Here is a 25976-nt window from a genome sequence, read left to right as displayed (position 1 = left end):
TACAAAGAAATTGTTTTAATTTGGAGCAATAAACTCTTATGGCATTCGAACCTGATAAAATAGATCTGCAAATTCTGAAGTTACTCCAGGAAAACGGAAGGGTAACTAATTTACAGCTTTCACATGAAATAGGACTGTCGCCCGCCCCAACCCTGGAGCGTGTGCGCAAGCTGGAGAATGCCGGCCTGATAAAAAGCTATCATGCCATTGTCGATGAAGAGCTTTTGGGGCTTGGCATAAAAACGTTTATACAAATTCAGCTGGACTTTCATCGTGATAATGCCATTGAAACCTTTGTAGAAGAGGTGAAACAAATTAAAGAGGTTACAGAATGTCATCATGTAACCAGCGGATGTGATTTTATCCTTAAGATCTATGTAAAAGACATCAAGGCGTATGAAAGATTGATTATGGAGAAAATTAGTAAGATAAGCGTAATCAAAACTTTCCAAACCATGATGATCCTCTCCACCAGCAAACATGAGCCGGTGCTTCCCCGCGACTATTAAGCGGACGGCTGAGAGGAGGAAATCGGTTCTCCGCAATTGGAACAAAAGCGCGCCTGGGCGGGAGATACCAGGTTATTACATTTCGGGCAAGGCTTTAAAGCTACCTGTGAGGCCTTTGTCATCTCGGCAGATACTATCCCGGTAGGAACTGCAATGATGCCATAACCTATGATCATTAATACTCCGGCCAGGAACTGTCCCAGGGATGTTTCGGGCGAAATATCGCCATATCCTACAGTAGTGATGGTCACTACGGCCCAATAAATTGAAGTAGGAATGCTGGTAAAGCCATTTTTTTCACCTTCAATCACATACATCATCGTGCCAACTATAGTTACCAGTGTAACGACCGTAGCCAGAAATACCACAATCTTGTACATGCTGGCTTTCAAAGCCTGCTTTAACACATCGCCTTCGTTCAGGTAGCGTGTAAGTTTTAAGATCCTGAAAACCCGAAGCAGGCGGAGAGCTCTGATCACCAGAAGATACTGTAAGTTAGGAATTAGAAGCCCAAGGTAGCCCGGTATAATCGCTAAAAGGTCTATTATGCCGTAAAAGCTGAAGAAGTACTTAAATCTGCGCGGATAACTATACAGCCGTAGAATGTATTCGATAGTGAAAACGATGGTAAAGAGCCATTCTGCAGCGGTAATAATTGGATAATATTCTTTCCTCACCGACGCAACACTTTCCAGGAAAACGGAAAGCATGCTCAGAAGAATAAGCCACAACAGGATGACATCAAACCGTCTGCCTCCGGGGGTATCCGAATGAAAGATGATGGTGTAAACCCGCTCTCTAAAAGTTTCCTCTGGCATTGCTGCTTAACATACAGAAATTGACAAAAGTTTAACGCAGCAAAGTAATTATATAAAAACGAGATTGGAAGCAGACTGTTAAACCTAAAAAGCGATCGAGATGACTGAAGTAAAATATCAAACAACATTCCCCCTCGGGGGGGATCTTACCATCAATAGAATGGGATTCGGGGCAATGCGGATCACTGGTCCGGGCATTTGGGGACCGCCGCAAGACAGGGCCGAGGCTATACGTGTTTTGGAACGTGTGGTTGAACTAGGAATCGATTTTATTGATACTGCCGACAGTTATGGCCCCAATGTTTCTGAAGAGCTGATAGCCGAGGTTCTTCATCCGTATCCGGAAGGGTTAGTAATAGGTACCAAGGGCGGCTTGTTAAGAACCGGCCCTAATGAATGGCCTATCAATTCCGATCCGAAACATTTGAAAGAAGCTTTAGAAGGTAGTCTTGAACGATTGAGACTTAGCCGGATCGATCTTTACCAATTGCATCGTGTTGACCCGGAAGTTCCGTTCGAACGGTCTCTGGAGTTTCTGCAGCAGGCGCAGGAGGAAGGCTTAATTAAGCACATTGGCCTTTCGGAAGTTACCGTCGAGCAGATCACCAAAGCAGAGGAGTTTGTAAAAGTAGTATCGGTTCAGAATATGTATAGCGTTGAAAACCGTAAGTACGAGCCAGAACTGGAGTATTGCCGGGAAAACGATATAGCTTTCATCCCATGGTATCCTCTGGGCGGAGGAAATGTAAAGGCGCTGGATACTTTAACTGAGATCGGTGAGAGATACTATGCAACCCCACATCAGATTGCTTTAAGCTGGTTGCTTCATCATGCCCCTAATATTCTGTTAATTCCAGGCACATCTAAAGTCGAGCACCTGGAGGAAAACTTTGCCGCAGGAGCAATTGCTCTGTCTCCGGAAGATATGGAGGAACTGGAGAAACTGAGATCGGCTGAGATCTCGGGGTAAGAAGTAGCCGATTAATCCAACCTCTTCATAACAGCCCAAAAGCCAATGGCGGTTAGAACGCTTAAAATACCGGTGCAGATCCAAAGAGTATGAAAGCCATAAGCTTCGGCAACGGTTGTGCCAAAATAGGGCGCGAAAATGTGCGAAACGGAAAAGGCCAGAGAGCTCATACCCATATAAGCACCTCGCTTAGCGAATGAAGAGCGCTTGATAGCTACTGTAGCCATAAAGGGCATTGCAAGGATTTCAGAAACGCAGAGCACAAACATTGAGGTATACAGGACCAGGTATTTGCCTGGCAGCAGGAGCATCAGGAATGAAAGTCCGCAAAGGAGGGTGCCGAGAATGATAACAGCCGATCCACTGAGCCTTCTTCCCGCCACATGCACTAGCGGCATTTCGAGCGAAAAAACTACGAGTCCGCTGTAGGCGAGGATTAATCCGATCTCCCATTCGCTCATGTGATGTATTTGCCGGTAAAAAACCGGGATAGTACTTAAAAGCTGGAAGAAGCATATCGCATAAAAGGCCGATAAAACGCTGAAAATAATAAAGTAGCCGTCTTTCCAGGGTGATATGTTACCCTTTTCATCAAAACTTTCAGCGTTTTTCTTCTTTACTGCCTCTATCTCGGGAAGCTTATGGAAAAACCAGTAGAAGGCGATTGCTGCCAGTGCTGCAGTGAGAGCATTGCCATAAAAAAGCCAGCTAAATGAGAAAATAGCAAGGAAGCCACCCAATGCAGGGCCGATTGAAAAGCCGAGGTTCATTGCCATCCGGTTTAGTGAAAAGGCCTTTGTGACGTGCTCATGTTTAGTATACGAGGCAATGGCGACAGAATTCGCCGGACGAAAGGTTTCGGTAATCAGGCTTAAAAAGAACACACCTACGGCTAGTAATAAAGGAGTTTTAAGTTCAGGCAATAAACAGAAAACAGGTATAGAGGCTACCAGGGTAAGCAGTTGGATCTTAAAATGTCCGGTTTTATCGCTCAGCCAACCTCCCAGCCACGAACCGCAAACGGCGCCTATTCCAAAGCAGCTAAGTACAATCCCGGTTTCTTTAAGGCTGAACTTAAGCGATTGCGTCATATACACACTCAGAAACGGAATCACCATAGCTCCGCTCCGGTTGATGAGCATGATTAATGCGAGCATCCAGGCCGGCTTCGTCAAACCGCGGTACGAACTTAAGTAGAGTTGAAAAAGCGTTTTCATGAAGATACAAATACAGTTTGTGTATTGGTACGGATGTTTTAATGGTTACTCTAGCTGCCAGTCAATTCTCTTTTTTCCAGCCTTCTCGAGGATGTCATTTGTCTTCGAAAAATGTTTACACCCAATAAAGCCCTGTGCCAGGGGCGAAGGGTGGGGCGCTTTGAGAATATAATGCTTATTATCATCAATAAAAGCTGCTTTTGATTGCGCGTACCTCCCCCAAAGTAAAAACACAATTCCTTCTTTTTTTTCCGCTACAACTTTAATTGCCTGGTCCGTAAATTCTTCCCAGCCCTTTTTCTGATGAGAACCCGCTTCGCCGGCGCGCACGGTTAAAGTGGCGTTGAGCAATAATACACCCTCATCAGCCCATTTGGTGAGCTCGCCGTGCGCAGGTATTTTAAAACCGGGGATATCAGTTTGCAGTTCTTTATAAATGTTTCGCAATGAAGGAGGAATGGCTACTCCTTTCTGAACCGAAAATGCCAGCCCGTGCGCCTGATTGGGTCCGTGGTAAGGGTCCTGGCCGATAATAACCGCTTTAACTTTGTCGAAAGTAGTATGTGTAAAGGCATTGAAAATGCAGTTCCCGGGAGGGTAAATAGTCTTTCCTTCCTGCTTTTCCTTCAGCAGAAAAGCCTTTAATTTCTTCATGTACTCTTTTTCGAACTCATCACCCAAAACCCTGTTCCACGATTCTTCTAATTGAACTGCCATATTTTTCGGTTTTTGTTTGTTAAGCGGTTAAATAAGCGGATATTTGCTGCTCAAATTTAAGATTTAAATAATGCCAAATTTCATACGGTTAATAATAGCTTTTGCATTCTTCGGATCTGCAGTTGCGCTCTTCTTCTTCGGCTATTGGGGCTGGGGGATACTTTTAGTATTGCTTGCGCTTATTGTAGCGGTTACTTTCTTCTTTAACGAAAAAATGCTGATCGCCCAATATTTCCTTCGAAAAGAGAATATGGATAAGGCAGAAGAGTGGCTGAGAAAAATCAAGAATTATGAAAGAGAGCTTATTCAGGCACAGCATGGTTATTACCACTTGCTGATAGGCTTAATTGAGTCGCGCAAAGCGCCGCTTCAGTCAGAGAAGTATTTCAAAAAGGCTCTTGCTATGGGCATGACGATGGATCATAATATTGCCCTTGCAAAACTTAGTCTGGCGGGTATTGCTATGTCAAAGCGCAATAAGCGCGAGGCAACCATGTATTTACAGGAAGCAAAAAAGGCAGATAAAAACAAGCTCCTGGCCGAGCAGATTAAAATGATGCAAGGCCAAATGGGTCAGTTAGATAAAACGGTAATACAAAGAGGTGGCGGAGGAGGCGGCTTCAGAGGAAGATAGGATTCACAGCTCCATCTGTGGAGCCCTTCGAAACATTCAGCGGATGTTCATAAGGCATCTCTGCTGATTTGTTAAGAGCATAATCACTTTCTTGCCCGGAACCTTTTCCGGGCTTTTATTTTTCGTCTAAATGACTGTAATAAGATCCTCTCTCAGCTCCACCATTGCGGCTCTTCAGGTCGTCATCCTGATCAACATGCTTAAAAGAGGAAAACAGCACTTCCGATTGAATTCTTTTTAGCAATTGATTGATAAATGCAAGGTCAAAATTTTCTTTACTTAACTTAATTAAGTACTCGTTCTCAGTAATCTCGATTGTAGACAATTTCATACGTACACGTTTTCTCGATATAAAAATAAATAAGGGTTGTGAAATAATTATTTACAAGGCTTTAAGCTTTTGTTAAGGAAAGTTTTAAAGACAATGTTGAGAGAATTAGTCAAACGAATAACCAAAAGAGTTTTGGCATTGTTTTTCAGGGGGATAAAGATTTTGTGGTTTTTAATTAAATCAGGTAGAAGTACTTGAGCGAAATGGAGGTTTTTACGTATAATTTAAGTTAAATCTCAATTCCCCAAATCATTAAACACCTCCAAAGGAGGCCCTTTGGGACTTATTCGGATACCCAGCCTTCAACTCCTCCACCGAATTAAATCCCATCTTCATCAACATGCATCATATCTAATTGCGATCCTTGTAGTTGTACCTTTTGCCCTCATAGCCGGGCAGGCTTAGTCCTTTTTTCTTGATAAAAAAGTACCAAAAAATCAAGAACAGAAATAAGCTCAGCCGCATTTCTGTTCATCCCATCGCTCGCGCTTCGGTTGCCGTCGGGAAAGATGTTTGGGTTGTCTGTCCTTTGTTAGGGTAGTTGTCCTTCTACCGTAAAAGTAAAGCGCATCAGGTTTTCGGTCAGTTTTTGCATCTAGTCAGTAAAGCGTCGTTTAATCCAGCCCCATCAACCTAAGAGAATGCCCGCGCGTTGGGCTGGCAAGAACGGCGGGCCGGGAGTTTTGCCCTGTGCGGCTGAAGCTTCGTTGTTGCCTTGGGTTTTTGGTCCTTTTGGGCTCAAGCCAAAAGGACTAGCCATTCCCGCGGCAATGAGCGGGTCGAAAGCACCTCCTCGCACAGACCCAACCTATAACAAAAATGCCCGCGGTTCTCGCAGGCATCTGGTAATCATATCGGATAGTTATTTAAACCACTTATCCACATCCTCCTTACTCGGTATCCCAATCTCTAATTTCAATTTCTTCCTCATCCCCCCCAAATCATTAAACACCTTATTCGGATTCCCCGCCTTCAACTCCTCAACACTATTAAATCCCATCTTCATCAACACCGGAACCCACTCCGCCGGAACCCCAATCTCCGTAAAATCCTCCACCGAAGCAACCTTCGCTTTCTTCTCAGGCCTCATCTGCGGAAAGAACAACACCTCCTGAATCGTACTCTGATTCGTCATCAGCATCACCAACCTGTCGATACCAATCCCCAAACCAGCCGTAGGAGGCATACCATATTCCAGCGCACGAAGGAAATCCTCATCCATCGCCATCGCTTCATCATCACCTCTGCCCGCCAACACCAATTGATCCTCCAAACGCGCCCGCTGATCAATCGGATCATTCAGCTCAGAATAGGCGTTACCAATCTCTTTACCCATCACAAACAGCTCGAAACGTTCTACTAGTCCCTCTTTGCTTCGGTGCTTTTTCGCCAGCGGAGTCATCTCTACCGGGTAATCAGTAATATATGTCGGCTGAATCAGGTTTGCTTCCACCTTCTCGCCAAAAATCTCATCAATTAATTTACCCTTGCCCATGCTCGGGTCCGTTTCAATGTTCAGGTTCTTGCAAACCTCACGCAGCTCATCCTCATTCATGGCCGAAACATCAATGTCGGTATATTTCTGTATCGACTCAAACATCGTCAGCTTCTCGTACGGACCGGCAAATTCCAGCACATGCTCGCCGACCGGTACCTTAGAAGAACCATGAATCGCCACAGCCACCTTCTCCAAACACTCCTCCACCATGGCCATCATCCACACATAATCCTTGTAAGCCACGTAGATTTCCATTGCGGTGTACTCCGGGTTATGCGTGCGGTCCATACCCTCGTTGCGGAACATCTTGCCAAACTCATACACCCCGTCAAAACCCGCAACAATTAAGCGTTTCAGGTAAAGTTCATTGGCGATGCGCAAAAACAAAGGCATGTCCAGCGTATTGTGGTGCGTAGCAAACGGACGCGCCGCCGCCCCGCCATGCATAGGCTGAAGAATCGGTGTTTCCACCTCCATCCAGCCCTGGTTATCAAAGTAAGACCGCATGGTGTTAATCACCTTGCTGCGGTTCATAAAAATCTGTTTTAAATCCGGGTTAACCGTCAAATCCACATACCGCTGACGGTAGCGCATCTCCGGATCCGTAAAGCCATCATAAATATTGCCCTCATCATCACGCTTCACAACCGGCAGCGGCTTCAGCGATTTAGCCAGCAGCGTCATCTCGCTCACGTGGATAGAAATTTCGCCCGTCTGCGTAGTAAACACATAGCCCTTCACACCCACATAATCGCCAATATCCATCAGCTTCTTAAACACCGTGTTGTATAAGGTCTTGTCCTCGCCCGGGCAAATATCATCGCGCTTCAAGTACACCTGCATACGACCAGTACTGTCCTGCAACTCGGCAAAACTGGCGCTGCCCATAATCCGGCGCGTCATTATTCTGCCCGCAAAGCTGATGTTCTTATACGATGTCTTATCCCGCTCGTAATTATCGTGTATATCCTTAGCGGTAACATTTACTTCGTACGCCTCGGCAGGGTAGGGCTCAATGCCCAGTTTACGAAGCTCCAGCAATGCCTCACGGCGTAATATTTCTTGTTCGGAAAGGCCGATACTCATGGGGGTGGTGTTTTATTAATGCAAATTAAACATGTGAAATCTGTGCTAATTTTGCACATCATGCACTTTCTGCAAAAGTACAATTTGCAGCGCAAGTATCAATAAGGTTGGTAAGTAATATGGTACGGGATGAGCGCGGGGATACTTTCAACCTTCAACTCATAACTTTCAACTTATTTTATGGAAAACGGAAGGTCTGTCTCTCTTCGGAGGCTGAAGCCCCGCCATTACTCATACTGCGCAGGCATTAGCCACAGGCCGGTATCCGTGCTGTCGGGTTTAGGTTGAGAGGTAGGTGCTTTATGGGAACTGTCAGGAGAGAGTTCATATACCTAATTCATCCTTGTAAACCGAAACGATTAAGATCGATAGTTCCAAGGTAATTCAGTGATTGGAATTTTCGTGCTTTTTACTAATTTTATCATAGTTCATCTTTAATGTTAACCTGTATATGTCGAGTTAACGATGAGTTGCAAGCGCCTATAAAACCGAAACTATTACAATTATATTCCATGTCCATTTACCAAGAAATATTAAATTGGTCACAAAACAGACCTAACTATATTAAAGATGCATTAAGACGAATAATATCCAGTTCCTCAATAACTCAAAATGATATTGATGAATTAGTGCAACTACTAAAAAAAGAAAATGGCCAGAATGGTATAACACTGAATCCAATTCCTTTAAACAGCACCCATATCCCAACTCTTTCAACTGCAGGAGCTGTTTATCCTAAAATAATAAGCATTAGTAATCCCGTAAACATTTGTGCTTTATATAATCAAGGGCATTTAAATTTTTCCAGTGAGGGTTTAACTGTTGTGTATGGCAATAATGGCTCAGGCAAATCGAGTTTTTCTAAGATATTAAAAAAACTATGTTGGAGTAGAAATCCAAGTATTAACTTGAAGAAAAACGTTTTCACTCCCTCAACTAACCAGCAAAAAGTTGATTTTGTAATTGAGGAAAATGGTTCAACCATAAATTTTCAATGGACAGAGAACTCACCTACTCATCCATCGCTCAGTTCTATATTTGTATTCGATACTGATTGTGCCGGGATATATATAAATAGTGAGAATCCTACTGAATATAAGCCTATAGGAATAGATGTATTGGAAACACTTATTTCAGTGTTGAATCTAATTTCTCAAGCTCTTACTTCTGAAATAGCAGTTTATAATACGAGCAAGCCGGCCATAAATCAATCTTTAAATTTAACAACTACTGCTCAATGGTATTCTAGTATTGAAACTTATTCCAAATCTGATATTGACAATTATATTCAATTTGACCAAACCAATATCGACAGGAAACAGGAGCTATTAACGTTGATTAATACTCAAAACCCACAACAAAATATACAAAATCTATCAGGACTTAAATCTCGGATTGAAAATTATGTTCAACAATTTCAAAGGATAGAAGGAAGTTTTAGTGACCCAATTATTGAGGAAATTAAAGGTTTACGAGTTAGATATGAAAGTATTAAGCATGCATACAGCATTGCAGCAAATGATTTAAAGAACTTAAATACTATTGAAGGTTTCGGTACTAATCCTTGGAGAACACTTTGGGAAGCTGCTAAAAATTTCGCGCATACCAGTGAAATGTCTGACGGGCAAAATTTTCCTTCACTAGGCTCCTTAGAAAAGTGTGTGTTGTGTCAACAGGATTTGGACGATATCGCTCAAGAACGATTGAAAGGGTTTAATCAGTTTATTTTGAATGATGTATCAACTCAATTGAGTGCGGTTCAGAGAGAAATTCAACAAAAGAAAAATTTATATGATTCATTGAATGTTCCACCATACGAAAACTTCAAAGAAATAACCCAATATATCCAAGACTTTCCAGATAAATACAAAGAATTTACTAAATCAATATCTGAATTGAAGACTTCCTTAGTGAATTATTTGCAGAATGGCTCAGAAATACCTATCAATCGTAAAATTTTATCTTCAACAATCAATAGTTTAATATTGAACATAGATGCACAAATTCAACAAAATAGGGGCTTACTTCAAAATCGAAATGCCTACATAACGGAACATAACGAATTAACAGTTAAAGAATTTCTATTTAATAACAAAACTATCATTCTACGATATTTTGACGAATACAAATACAAAATTTGGGTTAACAGCTGCCAATCGCAATTAAATACTAGTATTGTTTCAAAGAAAATCGGCGATTTAATGGAAGATCAAGCGGTCAATCTACAACACCAGGAATTTATAAATCACTTAAGTTATTTTAATAGGGAATTAGCGACTAGAGTATTGTTATCAAAAACAAGGACGTCTCACGGAAGCACATACCAAAAATGTAGTTTAAACGGCATAAAAGATTCTATTAACTCTATCTTGAGTGAGGGAGAACAAAAAGTTGTTGCCTTGTCAAACTTTTTTGCTGAATGTACAATAGATGGTCGAAAAAATTCTATAATTTTTGATGATCCTGTGACTTCTTTAGATATGGATTATAGAGATTTAATAGCGACCAAAATTGTAGAGTTATCCCAGGATAGACAAATTGTTGTTCTGACCCACGACTTATCTTTTTTGCGATTATTAATCGACACCCAAAAATCAGTTAATTTAGATGACTGTCATGTTATTGGTATTGATAAGTATAATGGCATTAGTGGGATAGTAACAGATGAAATTCCTTTTTTAGCCAAAAATGTGCAGGAAAGAATAGATTCTATACGCAGAATTTTAAGAGAGCACGACTCATTGCAAATAACAGACTCGCACGGAAGAGAAACAAAATTAGATTCAGCACGAAAAAGATTTAGAATGCTGTTGGAGCGTTCAGTTGAAGAGATTCTTTCCAATAAAACATATGAACGATTTTCAAAAAACATTCATCTAAAGAAGGGGAATTTATCGAGTTATATAGTAACCGAGCAAAACGATGTTGACTTATTGTTGCAATTATTTGGAAAATATTCAATAACGGAACATGATGGAGGAACGTCTACAATTCCACTATTACCGGGAAAAAGTGTAATGGAACAAGATATAACTGACTACTCTAACTGGAAAGATGGCTTTAAAGCGAGATTGAAAGCATTTCAGACGACCTATAATTAAAATCAATCAAAGTAGTGTTATACTACAGTGCTTGTTCGGGTAAGAAATCCCTCGGCGAACACTTAAGAATCTTTGCTAATTCATTAAGATGCTTAAAATTATATTTAGCGCGGTAGTTTGAGTTTTCTACGTTTGCAATAAATCCTTTAGAAACGTTTAGCTCATTGGCCAATTTCTCCTGTGAGATTTTCAAAGCAGTTCTTCTCTGTCTTACAGCATCAATGATATATTGCTCTATCGCTTCTATATTGTTATTGGCTTCCACATAGCTAAATAAGTATAACTAAATATTTTTATCACACATACTTGTATGTGTATTTAATTGTATGTAGTTTAGTGCTATTAAACATCTAAACGCATGGACGCATCTTTAAACCAACATTCCCAACCCTGCCACCTCACCTCCGAGGAAATCCCCAATCCCTTCCCCTTCATCGAAAACTTCTTCCAAACCTGGAGCCTTACAGAATGCCGCAGCCTGTTAAGAGAAGTCCTCCATCAGGCCTTATCCGGCTACAGCCACCGCGAGAGCATCAACCCCGCAGATATGCTTTATTTTTTAGAAGAGCTGGAGAAGGTTACCGAGGCGATGTGGGTTATTGGGGAGAGGGAGAGAGGCAGAGAACAGAACCCATGAAAACGAAACCATCATACCACACGTCATTTCGACGATAGGAGAAATCTCCAACCTATGAAAACGAACAGAACGTCTCTGTCGAGAGGAGATTGTCACGGCTCCAGCACACAAATCTAACCTAGCCTCACAATGACGGGAATTATGTTATTGTCGTTCTTTTATTAAACTAAGTTAAAAAACAGTTAGGCATCTAATATGAACGCTTCGCAGGCAACCGCAGGACCCATGAAAACATACACCAACAATTTAAAGCAAGTATCCGAAGCACGAGCGGTGGGAAGAACAGAACGGCGGCTGAGCATTCGTTGTGTTCTTGATTTATTTATGTGTAGTCTATTGTTGTAAAAAGGCATAAATGAGATCGCTGCGCTAAGTATTTTGGTACTTTTTTATCAAGAAAAAAGGACTAGGCCAATCCGCGGCTATGAGCGGAAAGAAGATCGTGTATTACAAATCACCAATCCTCACTGTCCGTAGAGTTCCGCAGGGCTCTACGGATTCACAAATAAAAAAGAGTCTCTGACTCGCTTACACGAAATCCATCTCAAGCAATCCTTTCTCCTCAGTATAGTAGTCAATAGCAGAAGAATAGACGTAATCCTGCACATTTCTTACTAAACCAGCTCTTACCGGGTTTTCATGAAGGTAATTCACCCTTGAATCCAATGTATCATTCGTATCACATTGTACCGGATGATTATCTTGTTGCCAAAATTGGTATTCATTGTTCCGGTTATTTTTCTCGCCTGCTTTCTTGAAGATCCCCTCAGTTTGGCGCAAGTATGCAGCCACAGCCTAGAGCGCAAAGTACTTGTGCCTTCTATACAATCTACACTGTCCGTAGAGCGAAGCGCAAGATCTCTACGGACAGCAATATTAACTCCAATTACCGGTTAAATCCCCTTTACAATAACTTTACCACGGGTTGTCCGGGTTTCAATTTGACGATGCGCTTCGTCCATCTGCCCAAACTCAACTATTTTAGAAACATGGGTTTTTAGCTTTCCGCTCTCCATCAGGGCTGCTAATGCTTGCATATCCTCGCCATTCGACTGAACCAGAAGCTGATGATAAAATGCATGCTTTTCTGTAAGTGCAGTTTGTAGTTCTTCATAAACAGGTGTTAGCAAGCTTATCAAGCGTCCGCCCTTTTTAAGGCTCTGCACAGACCGCTCCACATGATTTCCATATTGCGAGTCGATAATAATATCGGCATCGGTTACGATTTCTTCGAATTTCTCATTTTGATAGTCGATGAACTCGTCTGCGCCTAAAGACAACACAAAATCTCTGTTTGCGGATGAGGCAGTGCCGATTACATATGCTCCAAAGGCTTTCGCCAGCTGTACCGCGAAATGGCCTACACCGCCTGCGGCCGCGTGAATAAGCACTTTGTCGCCTGCCTTAATTTGGGCATAAATTACCAGCGACTGATATGCCGTGAGCGCCGCTAATGTGGCTCCGGCCGCTTCTTCGAATGACACGGATACAGGCTTTTTGGCTAGTTGAGAAGCCGGTGCGGATGTGTATTCTGCGTAGGCTTTGCCGTGACCGGGAAAATTTACCATTCCGAAAACTTCGTCTCCCTCCTTGAAATTAGTTACTGAGCTGCCCACACTTTTCACCTCCCCGGAAATATCCCATCCAAGAATGATGGGCTTTTCGTCAGGCCCGGTTTGAAGAAAATGGGGATGGGCCGATTCGTTGGCCCGTAAATAAGCATCAACGGGATTTATGCTGATTGCCTTCACACGCACAAGAACATCCTGTGGCTTTAATTCTGGTGCAGGCACTTCGCTGACTATGAGGTTTTCGACACCTCCGGTTTGATTTAGAATTATTGCTTTCATGATTTGCTTTATTTTTTCAACAAACTTATACTTGCAGTATACATCAGTCAAGTATGCACCTTTTGGAAACCTACATACTAAAACTATACTATTGTTGATTATCAGATAGAAAAAATATGGAAAAAGAATCCCTTTCAGCTCAATGTCCCGTAGATTATGCGTTTCAACGGATCGGGGGGAAGTATAAGGGCAGGATACTATGGCTTTTAAGTCGCGGCACCATCAGGTACGGAGAGATGCGAAGGTATCTGGTAAACGTGTCTCCAAAAATGCTGACTCAAGCCTTACGTGAATTGGAACGCGATGAACTAATCTGCCGGAAGGTTTATCAGGAAGTGCCTCCTCGTGTTGAGTATTCCTTATCAGCATCGGGCAGCCTTTTAGTTCCATTCATAACACAACTAAATGACTGGGCTTGTGAGCTAATGGATAAAAACCAAATTCCGGCATTCAGACCCAGGAAGTAGTACAGTAGTGTCGAATTAATATAAGGGAGCCGTCGTCGTAAATCCCCCCGCTAGCGCGAGCATCCAGTAACGGTTTATCGGATCGGTGCTGGTGCGAGCTTGTAGCTCGTACCTTGTTTAGGTAAATCAAGCCAAAAGCACGAGCTACAAGCTCGCGCTAGCAAAGGAGATTGTCACGGCTTCCTGCGCACTGGCCTACCAAGCCTCACAATGACGGAATTATGTTGCGGTCGTTCTTTTATCAAACTGAAGTTAACCCGTTGACATCTAGCATTAACGCTTCGCAGGCAACCGCATGACCCATGAAAACATACAGCAACAATTTAAAGCAAGTAACCGAAGCACGAGCGGTGGGATGAACAAAAATACGGCTGAGTATATTTTTGTTCTTGATTTTTGGTGACTTTTCATCAAGGAAAAGTTACTAGGCCAATCCGCGGCTATGAGCGGAAAAGAGGATCGTGTTATTACAATCACTAACTGTCCGTAGAGTTCCGCAGGGCTCCCCGCCTTGGTTCGTGTCCCCACGAACCACCATAGCCATCCCTAATTACTTTATAATTTCGGTTCATGGATATAAAATCTTCGAATGAAAGCGGAAATCTTACATTGAGCGGGGTGAAATTTATTTCTGGATGCAACCAGGATGAGATTGAGCCTTCAGGTTATTAGTATTCTTCGACGAAGTACTATGACGGTTAGATAATTCATTTCCTTTTTAAAGGCTTACGGGGGAGCTTGAATTGGTTCGTGGGGACACGAACCAAGGCGAGGGTTATCCGCCTTTATTCGTGTCTCAATGAACTAACAAGCTTTCAGTCGTTCTTTGCAATTAAGGTCACGACTGAAAACCGGTTCTTTACTGATGTAGTATCGACCTGAAACTTGATTTGATTCTTATCGAAGTTTGGATTTACCTTAAGTTTTACCAAACTTTCAATCCGTTCTATTTCTTTTTTAAAGGTTTGCTTGTTCAATGATTGGGCTTTTTTAAATGCTGTCTTCTCCTTTTCGTTTTCAAGCACTTCTCTGATTTTGTCATCTGAAATGTTATAAACAACGCGGTCTAGTTTGTATTCAGGATTAAAGTTTGATTGTGCTTTAGCTTGACCTAGAGTTCCGATGCAAGCCACAATAACAGTTGAGAAGAAGATGCGGTTAATTTTCATAACATATGGTTAATAAGAGTTTTGTATTTGCAATATACAGAAATCAAATGGTCCGACAATGACAATTGAGACAGATTAACTCCAGGCATTGGTCCTGTCTTCACAAACATAAACTGTTTTGTTAAAGCCATCTATACCCACGCTGTTGCCATATTTCGTAGGTCATCAAAACCTCTTCCAAACCTGGAGCCTTACAGAATGCCGCAGCCTGTTAAGAGAAGTACTCCATCAGGCCTTAAGCGGTTACAGCCACCGCGAGAGCATCAGCCCCGTAGATATGCTATACTTTTTAGAAGAGCTGGAGAAGGTTACCGAGGCGACGTGTGTTATTGGGGAGTAAGAGGAGAGAGCCCATGAAAACGAAACCATCATGTCGGTCGTCATTCCTGCGCAGGCAGGAATCCTAAGGCTTCATTCGGGTATAGGGCTTTACGATTGCCGATCGAGTCGGCACTGACGTGTTTATATTGGATTGAGCACTCGGCAATCTTGTCTCTTAATCGAAAGAGATCCCAACCCCGAGCCTTGTAAAAGCCTGTTTAAAAATTATTTTAAAAAAGTACTTGACTCTTACCTTACGTCATAGCCTATGTTTGCATTTATAAAAGATGTAGGCATGAAAGGCTATTCGGTAAAGCGACTTGCAAAACTGGCGGGTGTAAGTGTGCGCACACTCCACCTTTACGACCAAAATGGACTTCTTAAGCCGGAAACCCGAACTTCTGCTGGGTACCGGTTATACGGCGAGAAGGAATTATTAAGATTGCAGCAAATTCTCTTTTACAAAGAATTGGATTTCCCTTTGCAGGAAATTAAAAACATTCTTGATAATCCTTCTTTCAATTTGATCAAGGCGCTTGAAAGTCATAAAGAAGCCCTTGCGGCTCGTAGAAGCAGAATTACTACCTTACTTGCGACCATCGATAAAACGATTTTAAATTTAAAAGGAAACACTATGTTAAGTCACGAAGAATTATACAAAGGCTTGCCAAAAGAACAGGCAAAGACTTACAGAAAAGAAGCCATAGAAAAGTATGGGCAAGAACAAATTGAGCACTCTGAAAACAGTTTACGAAGTTTAGGCAAAGATGGCTTCGAAGAGTTAAAGGCAGAAAGCGGAGAAATTTGGCTAACTCTATTTTCTCTCAGAGAACAAAGCCCGGAAAGTGACGAGGTTCAGGAACAAATTGCCAGGCACTACAACAGTATCCGTAAGTTTTGGGGAACTCAATTCTTAGAAGATAAGCAAGCCGATGCTTATGAGGGCCTTGGGAATTTGTACTTACAGGATGAACGGTTTACTACAATTGAAGGTAAATCTCAACCCGAATTCGCTGCTTTTTTAAACAAAGCCATGAGTTTTTATGCCAGAAGCAGTTTAAAATAAGCCAGAGAGGTATTGCACTTAGCAGTACCTCTCTTCCTGCCACTGTTCGACAGTTCCGCAGTGTATGTCGAACGACAGATAGCAATGACGCTAACTATGCGTTTAGGTTTGAGAAGTCACCAATTCCTCCCACGCCTTGGTTCGTGTCCCCACGAACCACCATAGCCGTCCCCTAATTACCTTATTATTTCGGTTCATGGATATAACATCTTCGAATGAAGGCGGAAATCTTACATTGAGCCTTTCAGGTTATTAGTATTCTTCGACGAAGTACTATGACGGTTAGATAATTCATTTTCCTTTTTAAAGGATTTACGGGGGAGCTTGAATTGGTTCGTGTGGACACGAACCAAGGCGAGGAAGGCTACCGAGGCGATGTGGGTTATAGGGGAGAAGGAGAGCGCGCAGAACCTATGAAAACGAAACCATCACACCCTTCGTCATTTCGACGATAGGAGAAATCTCCTGCCGATAGAAACGAAAAGGACGTCTCTGTCGGTAGGAGATTGCCACGGCTTCCTGGGCACGGTCCACTGCTAAAGCCTCGCAATGACGGAATTAGGTTATTGTCGTTCTTTTATCAACTGAGGTAAAGTAGTGGCCCTTCCAGTATTAACGTCTCGCAGGCAACCACAGGACCCATGAAAACTTACAGCAACAAATTGAAGCAAGTAACCGAAGCGCGAGCGGTGGGATGAACAAAACGGCGTAGCCCTCATGAAAGCCTTAGAAAACATTAAACAACCTGAATAAATACCGCTGAGTATATTTTTGTTCTTGATTTTTGGTGACTTTTCATCAAGGAAACCGACCAGAGGAGCTCATGAAAGCCGCTTAAAAACAATAAACCACTTGAATAAAGTTACTAGGCCAATCCGCGGCTATGAGCGGAAAAGAGGATCGTGTTATTACAATCACTAACTGTCCGTAGAGTTCCGCAGGGCTCCACGCCTTGGTTCGTGTCCCCACGAACCAAGGCGTGGAGCCTTTCTCCGGGCTGAAACTGCTCTGTCAAGCTATTTCAGGAATAAGATAATCACTGTCAGGAAAAAACAGTAAATGGGAAAGAATCTGTCTTATAATTCAGGAAAGAGGAGAGCAGGTGACAAGTCAAAACAGGAATAAAAAAAATCTTGTCAAGCCATCACCGTAAAACAAAAATTAATAGTAAAATTGATTCAGGATTGATAAAGGATCCTGTAAACATAATCTAGTTTTTAACCCGAAATCTGTCAGGTTTTTTTAGGAAGGGTCAGGAAGGGTCAATGTAATGGGCATTATGATGTTGTAATCGGACATTATGGCTGTGTAAATGCGCATTATGTTACTGTAACCAGACATTATGGCCGTGTAAGCGAGCATTATGGTAACGTAATTGGACATTATGGCTGTGTAAATGCGCATTATGATAATGTAACCGGACATTATGGCTGTGTAAGCGGTCGTTATGATGATGTAAGCCTAAATCCTCCTCCTATGAAACGATGATTAAGCGAGACCCGCAACTGTTTCGCCCTAACCGGCTAAGCAACCAGGCGGCAAATAATGGGGAGAGGATTCGATTTAATCCAGTGCAGTGATCTTAGTGGCGAGAAAACTCACCAATAGTCCGAAGCAGCCGATAATTGCATAAGAATAACGGAGGTCCGACAGTTCGGAGATATAACCGATTAAGGGTGGCCCCATAAGAAAGCCGAAGTAACTAACACTGGAAACTATAGTAAGCGCCATGCCTGGCGATACTTTATTGTTTTTGCCAGCAACACTGTAAACGGTAGGCACGATACTCGAAACTCCGATACCTACCAGCATGAACCCTATGGTTGCAGGGACGATATAGGGAAAACATACGGAGATAAACATTCCTGTAAACATGATTATGCCGCTATATTGAACGGTGCGTTTTCGTCCTAATTTCAAGATAATGGTGTCGCCAACAAATCTCCCCAAAGCCATCATAATCATAAACGATGCATAACCTAACGCGATTAAAGAAGCAGGTGCCTGCACAATGTCTGCAAAATACACTCCGCTCCAATCGAACATCGCCCCTTCTGTTGCCATGCAGCAGAAACCGATGATCCCCAGCTGCAGCAATGTTCCTTCCGGTTTTATAAAGAAGCCCGATTTAACTTTCGTGTTCGACGTGTTATTTCCCGGTGCCAGATATTTGTAGTTAAACGCCACGTTAAACCAGATAAGGATGGTGATTATCCAGAAATGCAGGTAAGGCTGAATATTCAGATTTATCATTAACAACCCGATTAATGCTCCTGCAAATCCCGCGATGCTCCAGGCGCCATGAAAGGAGGTCATGATAGGCTTGGTAAATAGCTTTTCGGCCTCTACACCTTGTGTGTTAACAGCGATATTGCACATGTTGCCGATCACTCCAAACAGGAACAAGAATACACTTAAATGCCATGCCTGGGTTGATAAAGCTAGGTTGCTGAGTGCCAAAGCGTATAATGGCGCTGCTATGGTAAGTACCCTGCCGCTGCCAAAACGGGTAACCAATCTGCCAGATATGGGCATGGTGCACAACTGTCCTAACGGAAGTGCAAGCAGAATGCTGCCCAACAGGGCATCAGAAAGATTTAAGTGCTGCTTAATATCCGGAATGCGACTTGCCCAGGAAGCAAAGCTGATGCCTTGACCGAAATAAAAGAGCGACACCGCCCAGCGAATGCGGTCAGGGCTTAATCCCGCAACTAGTTTTTTATCTGTATTTAAGTAGGATGTATCTGTGCTTGAACTCAAAATGTATGGCGGCTTCTCGATATTTGTACAAAGGTCTTCAAAATCATCATAAGGTATCGGAGAGAATTAATTTTTGACGGTACGGTGTTATTGCTGTTGCTTTTCTATTAGCGCTTGAACTTCGTATTTTAAAATACACGGCGCCCACGCACACCCTTCGATTCCGCGTGGTGACACCCGGAGCTTCAGCCTCGCAATGACGGCGTTATGTTATTGTCGTCTCTGTTTAGGGTATTATCATCCCTTCCCGGTTATCGAAAGCTTCTTGCAGACCAGGAATGTTCTAGGTGTTATTATCAATAAGCCGATTGAATAATCTTTGCTTTTATAATTAAGAGCATAATATTTGTTAGTGACAGCTTCAAACATATGCTTTATTACCTGGTTCTTACTTTCAGTTATTTAATAAATCTTAGATTACAGAAATTTTAATAGATAAATATGATAATTCAGTTTCACACAGACCACAATATAAATGGCAGCGAAAGACAAAATGTATACTTCAACACCTCAATTACTGAGGCATTGAGTCGTTACAGTACTCACATCACCCGGCTTGAAGTACATTTGGCTGATGAGAACGGGGCAAAAGAAGGCAAGAACGATCAACGCTGTATGATTGAGGCGCGACTTGAAGGCTTACAACCACTTGCCGTCACCAATCACGCTGATACCATAGAACAAGCCGTTAAAGGTGCAACCGATAAATTAAAAGCCGCCCTTGAAACCGTGCTTGGAAAACTGAAATCTCATTAGTTTCCTATTGTTCGTAGAGTTCTCAGGGCTCTACGAACATTTATAGAAAGTGTGTCTGACTCACACCCTCGCCTTGGTTCGTATCCCCACGAACCAGCATATCCAACCATCCCTAATTACTGTATTATTTCAGTTCATGGATATAACGTCTTCGAATGAAAGCGGAAATCTTACATTGAGCGGGGTGAAATTTATTTCTGGACTGCCAACCAGTATGAAATTGAGCCTTCAGGTTATTAGTATTCTTCGACGAAGTACTATGACGGTTAAATAATTCATTTTCCTTTTTAAAGGATTTACGGTGAGCTTGAATTGGTTCGTGGGGGCACGAACCAAGGCGAGAGAGGTTGATGGGGCTGGTGGTAGCTTGAGCTACGACCAGCCAGATCTCAATCGAATAAGCTATCTCTTCATTTTAAGTTTAGCAACAACCATTTGTCCTACTTTTCTGCCAAGGTCTGTACTAACCAGGCAGCTTTGATGAAAGTGTATGCCTCCGTAAAACCTGGCCCAATTATTCTCTTCAGCAGCAGCTCTGAACGACTTAAACGAACGGTCTTTGATGCCGAATTCGCGCTCTGTAGTGTCTGTAAAGGCGAAATTATCGCCATAGATTTCTGTCAATACTTCGCCGGCAGACGACGATATGGTAGAATGACCGCAAGTATATTCAGGGAACGGAGGCGTTTGTAATAACGGAGTCCAGTTTTTGTCGATAAACTTGTTAATCACAGTTTCCGGTCGCGCTGTGGAGTATGTAAACTTTGAATCCCAGCACTGGATAAATGCATCAAATAAGGCGATAGATACCTTAGCGAACGCATACACGGTCTCGGCATAATTAAATTTTGCTTTTTCGGCCGCAATACCGGTGATACTCATCCAATGCGCGGGTGGAGAAAATTTCTTGGAACTAAACTGGGCGTGCCCGTAAACATTCATTTTTAACGGATTGTCGTCCCAAAAGAGTGCCATGTGCTTTTGGTCTTCAGTGAGATTTTCGCTAGCCCTCTTCAACATCATCACTTCCTTATAGTATGCACTTGATGTGTCTTTCATGTTGAATTCCAGGGGCTTTGGCGCCCTGAGCTGATCGGCACTATCCAGAACAAAAGGTCTTATCTGATTCCAGTGAGGTTCCATGGCATCTCCATACATCGGAGGGGTTGGTGCCCAGTACCCATCATTATTGGTTACAATATATTTCTCCGCTGCACGGGTTTTCAGGTAATTATCCCCCTTGCTCCAATTGATTATAGCTTTCGAAATCTGAGAAGCAAAATCTTCTGATTGCGATTTCACGTCTTCAGGCATTTCATGGTCCGCCGCCAGCTGTTTTACGCTATCTACATAAAGCTTCATACTTCCTTCGGGAAACGTAACAGCCTGTCCCACGCTGCAAAAGGCAAGCAATGCGGCGTATTCAATATCCACTTTATGTTTTTCCTTCAGGTTGGGTAATGAGTCCAAATCCTTCAACTGCCCTTGCAGTGTCTGATATTTCTCCGGCAGGCCTGCTGCAATCACCTCGTAGGCCGCGATGGCTGCATAAGCATAGTTACGGGATGCAACCACCGGCGAAAAACTATTGTCCATTACCACGTGATTTAATTCTTTTACAGTCTCGCTGAAAAGTCTGGGATCGTGCAAAACCTTTTTATACTCTTTTTTCTGACAAGAGCATATAAAAAGGAGCGACAGGAGAACTAAGGACTTAGATTTCATAATTATTTAGATATCGATAATACCTTCAGAGGGCTATCATTTATAGCGGCGAGCAAGACTTTTTTATTTTTAACAGTTGTGATTAGTTTTAGGTCCTTCACATCGCCATCTAAGATTAATCCTGATTTAGCCGGCGACAATGCGGTGAAACCTCCTTTACCATCTCCTAACAGCACCAACCCATAGGATGCATCATACCTTCCGGTTATTACTTCGTTTTGATACTCATTTCCACCCATAATGATATCAGGATTTCCGTCGCCGTTGATATCGGCGCAAGCGATAGCATTTACCGGGGCTAATTGTGCTTCAACCGGAAGGAAGTGCGCAGTAAATTTGCCATTTCCTTTGTTTTCAATCCAGGCGCTACGGGTTTCTTCACAAACCAGTGTTGCCAGACCCAGTCTATCTTCATCGGTGAAAATTTCGTCTATGGTCTTGTCGCTATAGTCGGCATACATTAAGAATCTTTTCTTAATGGCCGGAAGCTGTGATGCAAACTGGTCGCGGCTTATAGCCGGATACAATTTTCTTTCGCCCTTCTTATTAGGGATATGGTAGGCGAGAATAGGATCTACAATACCATTATAGTCGAAATCTTTCACAAAGAGTTTAATCGGTGTTTCGGGAGTGGCCCTGTATTTATTATTTGAGCCTATATTTCCGGCCACAAAATCTATATCGCCATCTTTATCCAAATCAGCTGCTGTCAAACTTCTCCATTGGCCGCTTAAATTCTGCAACCCTGTTGAAGAAGTGATTTCATTTAATCTGGCGCCGGAGTTTTTAAAGAAACGTATGGTACTCCACTCACCGGCGATAATAAGGTCCGGGCGGTTGTCACTATCGAGGTCCGTCCAGAAAACGGATGTAATCATACCTGCCTCTTTCAACTCCGGACACACTGCCCCCGTCACATCGACGAATTTACCTTTATCGTTCCGTAGAAGAAAGCTCTGCGGCGATGCAGGGAACTGCCCCGGTTGTACCCGTCCGCCTACGAGAAGATCTATATCCCCGTCTCCATCATAATCGGCTCCGGCAACGGCCTGGGCACTCGTTGATACGTTCGCTGCGATGGCAGTTTTATCCAGTCTGAAGTTAGCCCTCCCGTCATCAAGATATAAGCGAGGCTGATAGTAGGCAGCAGTTGGACCAAACTCGTAACTCCCGTTGGTTACAAAAAGGTCGAGGTCTCCGTCCTGATCTGCGTCGAACAGAAGGCTTCCTAAATCTTCTTCATTCTTTTCACCTTTTACGAGTTCTTTTTTGATAAACGAGCCATTTTTCTGTTGAATAAAAAATGCCCCCGACTGCTTAAATGCTCCCCCGACAAAAAAGTCTTCGAGACCATCGTTGTTGATATCGCCCGTAGAAATAAAGGGCCCGAGCTGCGAATATTTCTGGGTAAGCAATTGCTGAAATTGAAAGTCGTGGAAAAACCTTTCCGTATGTTTGAAATCAACTCCCATAGCCTTGGTCACATCTTCAAAAGTGTAAGAAGGTTTTGGAGATACAACGAAGTTCCTGACAGCATCTTTCTCTTTTAGCTTAATAACAGAATTCAACTTTGGATTTGCAAGAACCTGCTCTTTATCATTGGGCCAGATAACCCTGATAGAATCAATTGAAGTAGCAGCTCCAAGCCCGAAGTGCAGCATCTTATCAACCGTTGAGGCGTAGCCGCGCACCGGATATTGCTCCATGCACTGCATTTTTCCAGGAGAGTACACCATCACCTTTGCCCCGAATCCATTAATGTTCTGTGGACCACCAACCAATTTAACGGCTAAAAAATTACCCGCAGACTTATCCTTGCTAACCGTATTGTTTTCAAGCACAAAGGCTTCTTCGTTAATGTTGTTCACCATCATGTCGAGGTCGCCGTCACTATCAAAATCTGCGTAAGCGCAGCCGTTGGATAGCGATTCGGTTTCGAGTCCTGAAGTTTGCGCCAAATTTTTAAATGTGAGGTCGCCGTTGTTTTTGAACAGGTAGTTTTTAAGCTCAACATTGCCGAACTCACGAAGCTTTTCAGTAAGAGCTTTGTTGTGTTTACTTTCATCAGTGCTGTACTGGCCGATATAATTGCTTGCCTTAAATGCTAAAAAATCATTATTTAACATGTCCCGGCCGTAACCGTTCGTAACGTGCATATCCTTAAATCCATCGTTATCAAAATCGGCCATCAAAACACTCCAGCTCCAGTTTGTTTCATGCACTCCCGCCAGCTGACCAATTTCAGAGAAAAATGGCTCCCGCTTTCCGTTCACCTCCCGCACTCCGTTATTAAGCTGTAACATATTTCGCATAAACTGCGGATCATTACCCATTCGGCGCTCGAGTTCATAGCGTTCGTTATTAAGAAAGCCATACATCATTTTTTTGGTCTCATTCTCTTCAGGGAGCATATCTAACGTTGTGATATCAGAAGTGCCATCGTTGTTAATGTCGGCAGCATCCACTCCCATACTCGAATAGCTATGATGCTTGGTTGCAGAGCTTATGACGTTACTAAAAGTTCCGTCCTGATTGTTTAACCACAAGAAATCGTTTCTAACATAGTCGTTGGCGATGTAAAGATCGGGCCAGTTGTCGTTATTGACATCGGTTACTACCACGCCAAGCCCATATCCATCTTCCTTGATTCCGGCTGCCACAGATATGTCCTTGAAAACGGAGTGGGTTCTACCTACGGGAATACCCTCATTCCTATACAATCTGTCTGCAGAGGGGGATGCACCTGAAAAGTCGCCGGCTACTACCAGGTTTTTATTGTTTCCAAACAGCTGATGATTAAGCAAGTAAACATCCAGGTCGCCGTCTTTATCATAGTCAAAGAACGTTGCCTGTGTGCTGAAATCTTCGCTCGCAAGTCCATATTCACTGGCTTTTTCTGAAAAAGTCAGGTCTTTATTATTTATATAAAGACGATTGCGACGGCGGGCGGGACTTTTACTTCCGGAAACACATACATAAATATCGTCGAAACCATCGTTGTTAATGTCGACCACACTAACTCCCATAGCCCAAAAGTCGGTTTTCAGACCTGCCTTTTCAGTGATGTCATCAAACGAGAAGTCACCTTTGTTTATGTATAGCTTACAGGATTCCTGGTTTGCGGCAAAAAACACGTCAGGGAGATCGTCATTATTGAAATCGCCCACACCAACTCCCGCTCCGGCGTATGAGTATTCGTTAACAATAAGATTTACCGAATCACTTTCCGTAATCTCGTTATTAAAGTCGATGCCTGTTCTACTGGAGGATAGTTCGGTGAATGCAGAGCTTTCCCGATTTTTGCATGCAAACAGACATACAGCAGCTAAAAATAGCGCCAGAAAACGTAAATAAAATCTCATAAAAACTATCTGTTGGGTCTATAACTCCTTCGCCTGGAATGGCATCTCAATGCAATTTACTACTTATCAGGCTATTTTCATAACGATATTCTGATTCACACCCTGGGCCAGCACGCAAAAGGCGAAATTATGTATAAGTCCAGGCCTTGTTCATGTCCTTCGAGCCAATCAATAATTTTGTTGGGCCGGGCTTCTTATCCCCTAAGAATTGAAAACTCAAAAGATTCTCGAAAGTGCAAGCAATATGGCGCAAATCACCTCTCTTTTGACGCTTTTATACCTTGTTTATTGGTGACTAAGCGGTAAGTTTGATTTTCAAAAAAGCAATCAATTATGGCACTTATCAACCCACACATTAACTTCAACGGAAATGCCGAAGAAGCATTTAACTTTTACAAATCAGTATTTGGCGGAGAATTCGCAATGATTGTACGCTTCAAGGACATGTCCGGCGGCGAATTTCCTGTAGCAGAGAGCGAAGCAAATAAGATCATGCACATTGCTTTGCCTATTGGCCAGAACGTTTTAATGGGCAACGATGTTCCGGAATTTATGGGACGGGTAAATGAAAATGAGAACAGATCTAAAATTTCCATTAGTGCCGAAAGTCGCGAAGAGGCCGACAGATTGTTTAGCGGACTTACACAAGGCGGTAGTATCGAAGTACCGATGGCCGACAGCCCCTGGGGTTCATATTTCGGAATGTTCAGAGACAAATACGGGATTGAATGGATGGTAGACTTTGACCCAAAATATAAGGGGAAAGTATAAGGAAAATACTGGAGGCTGGTACTCGACATGTTCTACCCCGGGCATGTCGAGTACCGCAAACAGGAATTTATTATCTTAATCTCGCCCAGAGATCTTTAACTTTCCGCATCTGAATTTCATTTCCAACCAGATCTTTCACCAGCTAAGCTTTTTAAAAGACTCCGCCGTACCTGAATGGCTGTGCCGCGGCATAACTTTAAAATCCCCGGAG

Annotated in this window: 22 protein-coding genes; 10 read left to right on the top strand and 12 right to left on the bottom strand. The window is 42.8% G+C overall.

Annotated elements, in window-relative coordinates:
- The first annotated feature begins 38 nt into the window (after positions 1–38).
- A complete protein-coding gene (locus J3P43_RS09800; protein WP_255901663.1) occupies positions 39–509 on the top strand; it encodes an Lrp/AsnC family transcriptional regulator in 471 nt (156 codons plus the stop codon).
- Here the strand turns inward: J3P43_RS09800 and J3P43_RS09795 are convergent.
- The gene (locus tag J3P43_RS09795) at positions 506–1327 is read right to left on the bottom strand and encodes an ion transporter (RefSeq protein ID WP_255901660.1); all 822 of its coding nucleotides are present in this window, start codon (positions 1325–1327) and stop codon (positions 506–508) included. The two genes, J3P43_RS09800 and J3P43_RS09795, sit on opposite strands and share 4 nt — an antisense overlap.
- 100 nt (positions 1328–1427) lie before the next feature.
- Between J3P43_RS09795 and J3P43_RS09790 the strand changes: the two genes are divergently transcribed.
- The gene (locus J3P43_RS09790; protein ID WP_255901657.1) at positions 1428–2297 is read left to right on the top strand and encodes an aldo/keto reductase; all 870 of its coding nucleotides are present in this window, start codon (positions 1428–1430) and stop codon (positions 2295–2297) included.
- An 11-nt stretch (positions 2298–2308) separates the two neighbouring features.
- On the opposite strand, the gene J3P43_RS09785 is transcribed toward J3P43_RS09790, so the two are convergent.
- Together J3P43_RS09785 and ung are read right to left on the bottom strand one after the other, a co-directional pair.
- Positions 2309–3514 (bottom strand): MFS transporter, encoded by a 1206-nt coding sequence (locus J3P43_RS09785; protein ID WP_255901654.1) that lies wholly within the window; start codon positions 3512–3514, stop codon positions 2309–2311.
- Positions 3515–3559: 45 nt separating this feature from the next.
- Positions 3560–4231, bottom strand: coding sequence for a uracil-DNA glycosylase (ung, locus tag J3P43_RS09780; protein ID WP_255901651.1), 672 nt, complete (start codon positions 4229–4231; stop codon positions 3560–3562).
- 70 nt (positions 4232–4301) lie between these two features.
- Between ung and J3P43_RS09775 the strand changes: the two genes are divergently transcribed.
- A complete protein-coding gene (locus J3P43_RS09775; RefSeq protein ID WP_255901649.1) occupies positions 4302–4865 on the top strand; it encodes a tetratricopeptide repeat protein in 564 nt (187 codons plus the stop codon).
- Between the two features lie 115 nt (positions 4866–4980).
- On the opposite strand, the gene J3P43_RS09770 is transcribed toward J3P43_RS09775, so the two are convergent.
- Positions 4981–5196, bottom strand: a complete 216-nt coding sequence (locus J3P43_RS09770) for a hypothetical protein (RefSeq protein WP_255901646.1) — start codon at positions 5194–5196, stop codon at positions 4981–4983.
- An 862-nt stretch (positions 5197–6058) separates the two neighbouring features.
- Positions 6059–7780, bottom strand: coding sequence for a lysine--tRNA ligase (gene lysS, locus J3P43_RS09765; protein ID WP_255901643.1), 1722 nt, complete (start codon positions 7778–7780; stop codon positions 6059–6061).
- Between the two features lie 512 nt (positions 7781–8292).
- On the opposite strand from lysS, the gene J3P43_RS09760 reads away from it, so the two are divergent.
- Positions 8293–10881, top strand: a complete 2589-nt coding sequence (locus J3P43_RS09760; protein ID WP_255901641.1) for an AAA family ATPase — start codon at positions 8293–8295, stop codon at positions 10879–10881.
- A 22-nt stretch (positions 10882–10903) separates the two neighbouring features.
- On the opposite strand, the gene J3P43_RS09755 is transcribed toward J3P43_RS09760, so the two are convergent.
- Positions 10904–11146, bottom strand: coding sequence for a helix-turn-helix domain-containing protein (locus J3P43_RS09755; RefSeq protein WP_255901639.1), 243 nt, complete (start codon positions 11144–11146; stop codon positions 10904–10906).
- Between the two features lie 93 nt (positions 11147–11239).
- Here J3P43_RS09755 and J3P43_RS09750 point away from each other — a divergent pair, with 93 nt between their 5' ends.
- Positions 11240–11518, top strand: coding sequence for a hypothetical protein (locus tag J3P43_RS09750; RefSeq protein ID WP_255901637.1), 279 nt, complete (start codon positions 11240–11242; stop codon positions 11516–11518).
- A 528-nt stretch (positions 11519–12046) separates the two neighbouring features.
- On the opposite strand, the gene J3P43_RS09745 is transcribed toward J3P43_RS09750, so the two are convergent.
- Positions 12047–12310, bottom strand: coding sequence for a hypothetical protein (locus tag J3P43_RS09745; protein WP_255901634.1), 264 nt, complete (start codon positions 12308–12310; stop codon positions 12047–12049).
- A 101-nt stretch (positions 12311–12411) separates the two neighbouring features.
- The gene (locus J3P43_RS09740; protein WP_255901632.1) at positions 12412–13368 is read right to left on the bottom strand and encodes an NADP-dependent oxidoreductase; all 957 of its coding nucleotides are present in this window, start codon (positions 13366–13368) and stop codon (positions 12412–12414) included.
- Between the two features lie 116 nt (positions 13369–13484).
- Here J3P43_RS09740 and J3P43_RS09735 point away from each other — a divergent pair, with 116 nt between their 5' ends.
- A complete protein-coding gene (locus J3P43_RS09735; protein ID WP_255901630.1) occupies positions 13485–13835 on the top strand; it encodes a winged helix-turn-helix transcriptional regulator in 351 nt (116 codons plus the stop codon).
- An 815-nt stretch (positions 13836–14650) separates the two neighbouring features.
- Here the strand turns inward: J3P43_RS09735 and J3P43_RS09730 are convergent.
- Positions 14651–15004 carry a hypothetical protein gene (locus J3P43_RS09730; RefSeq protein ID WP_255901627.1) on the bottom strand — a complete coding sequence of 118 codons (354 nt, stop codon included), beginning with the start codon at positions 15002–15004 and terminating at the stop codon, positions 14651–14653.
- A gap of 118 nt (positions 15005–15122) precedes the next feature.
- On the opposite strand from J3P43_RS09730, the gene J3P43_RS09725 reads away from it, so the two are divergent.
- Entirely contained in the window at positions 15123–15344 is a 222-nt protein-coding gene (locus J3P43_RS09725) for a hypothetical protein (protein ID WP_255901625.1), read from the top strand.
- A gap of 249 nt (positions 15345–15593) precedes the next feature.
- Positions 15594–16391 carry a MerR family transcriptional regulator gene (locus J3P43_RS09720; protein WP_255901623.1) on the top strand — a complete coding sequence of 266 codons (798 nt, stop codon included), beginning with the start codon at positions 15594–15596 and terminating at the stop codon, positions 16389–16391.
- 1563 nt (positions 16392–17954) lie between these two features.
- On the opposite strand, the gene J3P43_RS09715 is transcribed toward J3P43_RS09720, so the two are convergent.
- Positions 17955–19151: an MFS transporter gene (locus J3P43_RS09715; RefSeq protein ID WP_255901620.1), complete on the bottom strand. Its 1197-nt coding sequence runs from the start codon at positions 19149–19151 to the stop codon at positions 17955–17957.
- Positions 19152–19592: 441 nt separating this feature from the next.
- Here J3P43_RS09715 and J3P43_RS09710 point away from each other — a divergent pair, with 441 nt between their 5' ends.
- The gene (locus J3P43_RS09710; RefSeq protein ID WP_255901618.1) at positions 19593–19907 is read left to right on the top strand and encodes an HPF/RaiA family ribosome-associated protein; all 315 of its coding nucleotides are present in this window, start codon (positions 19593–19595) and stop codon (positions 19905–19907) included.
- 402 nt (positions 19908–20309) lie between these two features.
- Here the strand turns inward: J3P43_RS09710 and J3P43_RS09705 are convergent, their stop codons facing one another.
- Complete coding sequence (locus J3P43_RS09705; protein WP_255901614.1) at positions 20310–21632, bottom strand: vanadium-dependent haloperoxidase; 1323 nt, start codon at positions 21630–21632, stop codon at positions 20310–20312.
- A 2-nt stretch (positions 21633–21634) separates the two neighbouring features.
- Positions 21635–24994 (bottom strand): VCBS repeat-containing protein, encoded by a 3360-nt coding sequence (locus J3P43_RS09700; RefSeq protein WP_255901612.1) that lies wholly within the window; start codon positions 24992–24994, stop codon positions 21635–21637.
- Positions 24995–25327: 333 nt separating this feature from the next.
- Here J3P43_RS09700 and J3P43_RS09695 point away from each other — a divergent pair, with 333 nt between their 5' ends.
- The gene (locus J3P43_RS09695) at positions 25328–25765 is read left to right on the top strand and encodes a VOC family protein (protein WP_255901610.1); all 438 of its coding nucleotides are present in this window, start codon (positions 25328–25330) and stop codon (positions 25763–25765) included.
- Positions 25766–25976: the final 211 nt, after the last annotated feature.

The sequence above is a fragment of the Paradesertivirga mongoliensis genome (assembly GCF_024436395.1).
Taxonomy (GTDB): domain Bacteria; phylum Bacteroidota; class Bacteroidia; order Sphingobacteriales; family Sphingobacteriaceae; genus Paradesertivirga; species Paradesertivirga mongoliensis.
The sequence above is the reverse complement of the archived record's forward strand: the minus strand, read 5'-3'. Positions and strand labels throughout refer to the sequence as shown.

Coding starts and splice junctions, on each gene's coding strand:
- J3P43_RS09800 (WP_255901663.1), top strand. CDS start 39: ATGGCATTCGAACCTGATAAAATAGATCTGCAAATTCTGAAGTTACTC.
- J3P43_RS09795 (WP_255901660.1), bottom strand. CDS start 1,327: ATGCCAGAGGAAACTTTTAGAGAGCGGGTTTACACCATCATCTTTCAT.
- J3P43_RS09790 (WP_255901657.1), top strand. CDS start 1,428: ATGACTGAAGTAAAATATCAAACAACATTCCCCCTCGGGGGGGATCTT.
- J3P43_RS09785 (WP_255901654.1), bottom strand. CDS start 3,514: ATGAAAACGCTTTTTCAACTCTACTTAAGTTCGTACCGCGGTTTGACG.
- ung (WP_255901651.1), bottom strand. CDS start 4,231: ATGGCAGTTCAATTAGAAGAATCGTGGAACAGGGTTTTGGGTGATGAG.
- J3P43_RS09775 (WP_255901649.1), top strand. CDS start 4,302: ATGCCAAATTTCATACGGTTAATAATAGCTTTTGCATTCTTCGGATCT.
- J3P43_RS09770 (WP_255901646.1), bottom strand. CDS start 5,196: ATGAAATTGTCTACAATCGAGATTACTGAGAACGAGTACTTAATTAAG.
- lysS (WP_255901643.1), bottom strand. CDS start 7,780: ATGAGTATCGGCCTTTCCGAACAAGAAATATTACGCCGTGAGGCATTG.
- J3P43_RS09760 (WP_255901641.1), top strand. CDS start 8,293: ATGTCCATTTACCAAGAAATATTAAATTGGTCACAAAACAGACCTAAC.
- J3P43_RS09750 (WP_255901637.1), top strand. CDS start 11,240: ATGGACGCATCTTTAAACCAACATTCCCAACCCTGCCACCTCACCTCC.
- J3P43_RS09740 (WP_255901632.1), bottom strand. CDS start 13,368: ATGAAAGCAATAATTCTAAATCAAACCGGAGGTGTCGAAAACCTCATA.
- J3P43_RS09735 (WP_255901630.1), top strand. CDS start 13,485: ATGGAAAAAGAATCCCTTTCAGCTCAATGTCCCGTAGATTATGCGTTT.
- J3P43_RS09730 (WP_255901627.1), bottom strand. CDS start 15,004: ATGAAAATTAACCGCATCTTCTTCTCAACTGTTATTGTGGCTTGCATC.
- J3P43_RS09720 (WP_255901623.1), top strand. CDS start 15,594: ATGTTTGCATTTATAAAAGATGTAGGCATGAAAGGCTATTCGGTAAAG.
- J3P43_RS09710 (WP_255901618.1), top strand. CDS start 19,593: ATGATAATTCAGTTTCACACAGACCACAATATAAATGGCAGCGAAAGA.
- J3P43_RS09705 (WP_255901614.1), bottom strand. CDS start 21,632: ATGAAATCTAAGTCCTTAGTTCTCCTGTCGCTCCTTTTTATATGCTCT.
- J3P43_RS09700 (WP_255901612.1), bottom strand. CDS start 24,994: ATGAGATTTTATTTACGTTTTCTGGCGCTATTTTTAGCTGCTGTATGT.
- J3P43_RS09695 (WP_255901610.1), top strand. CDS start 25,328: ATGGCACTTATCAACCCACACATTAACTTCAACGGAAATGCCGAAGAA.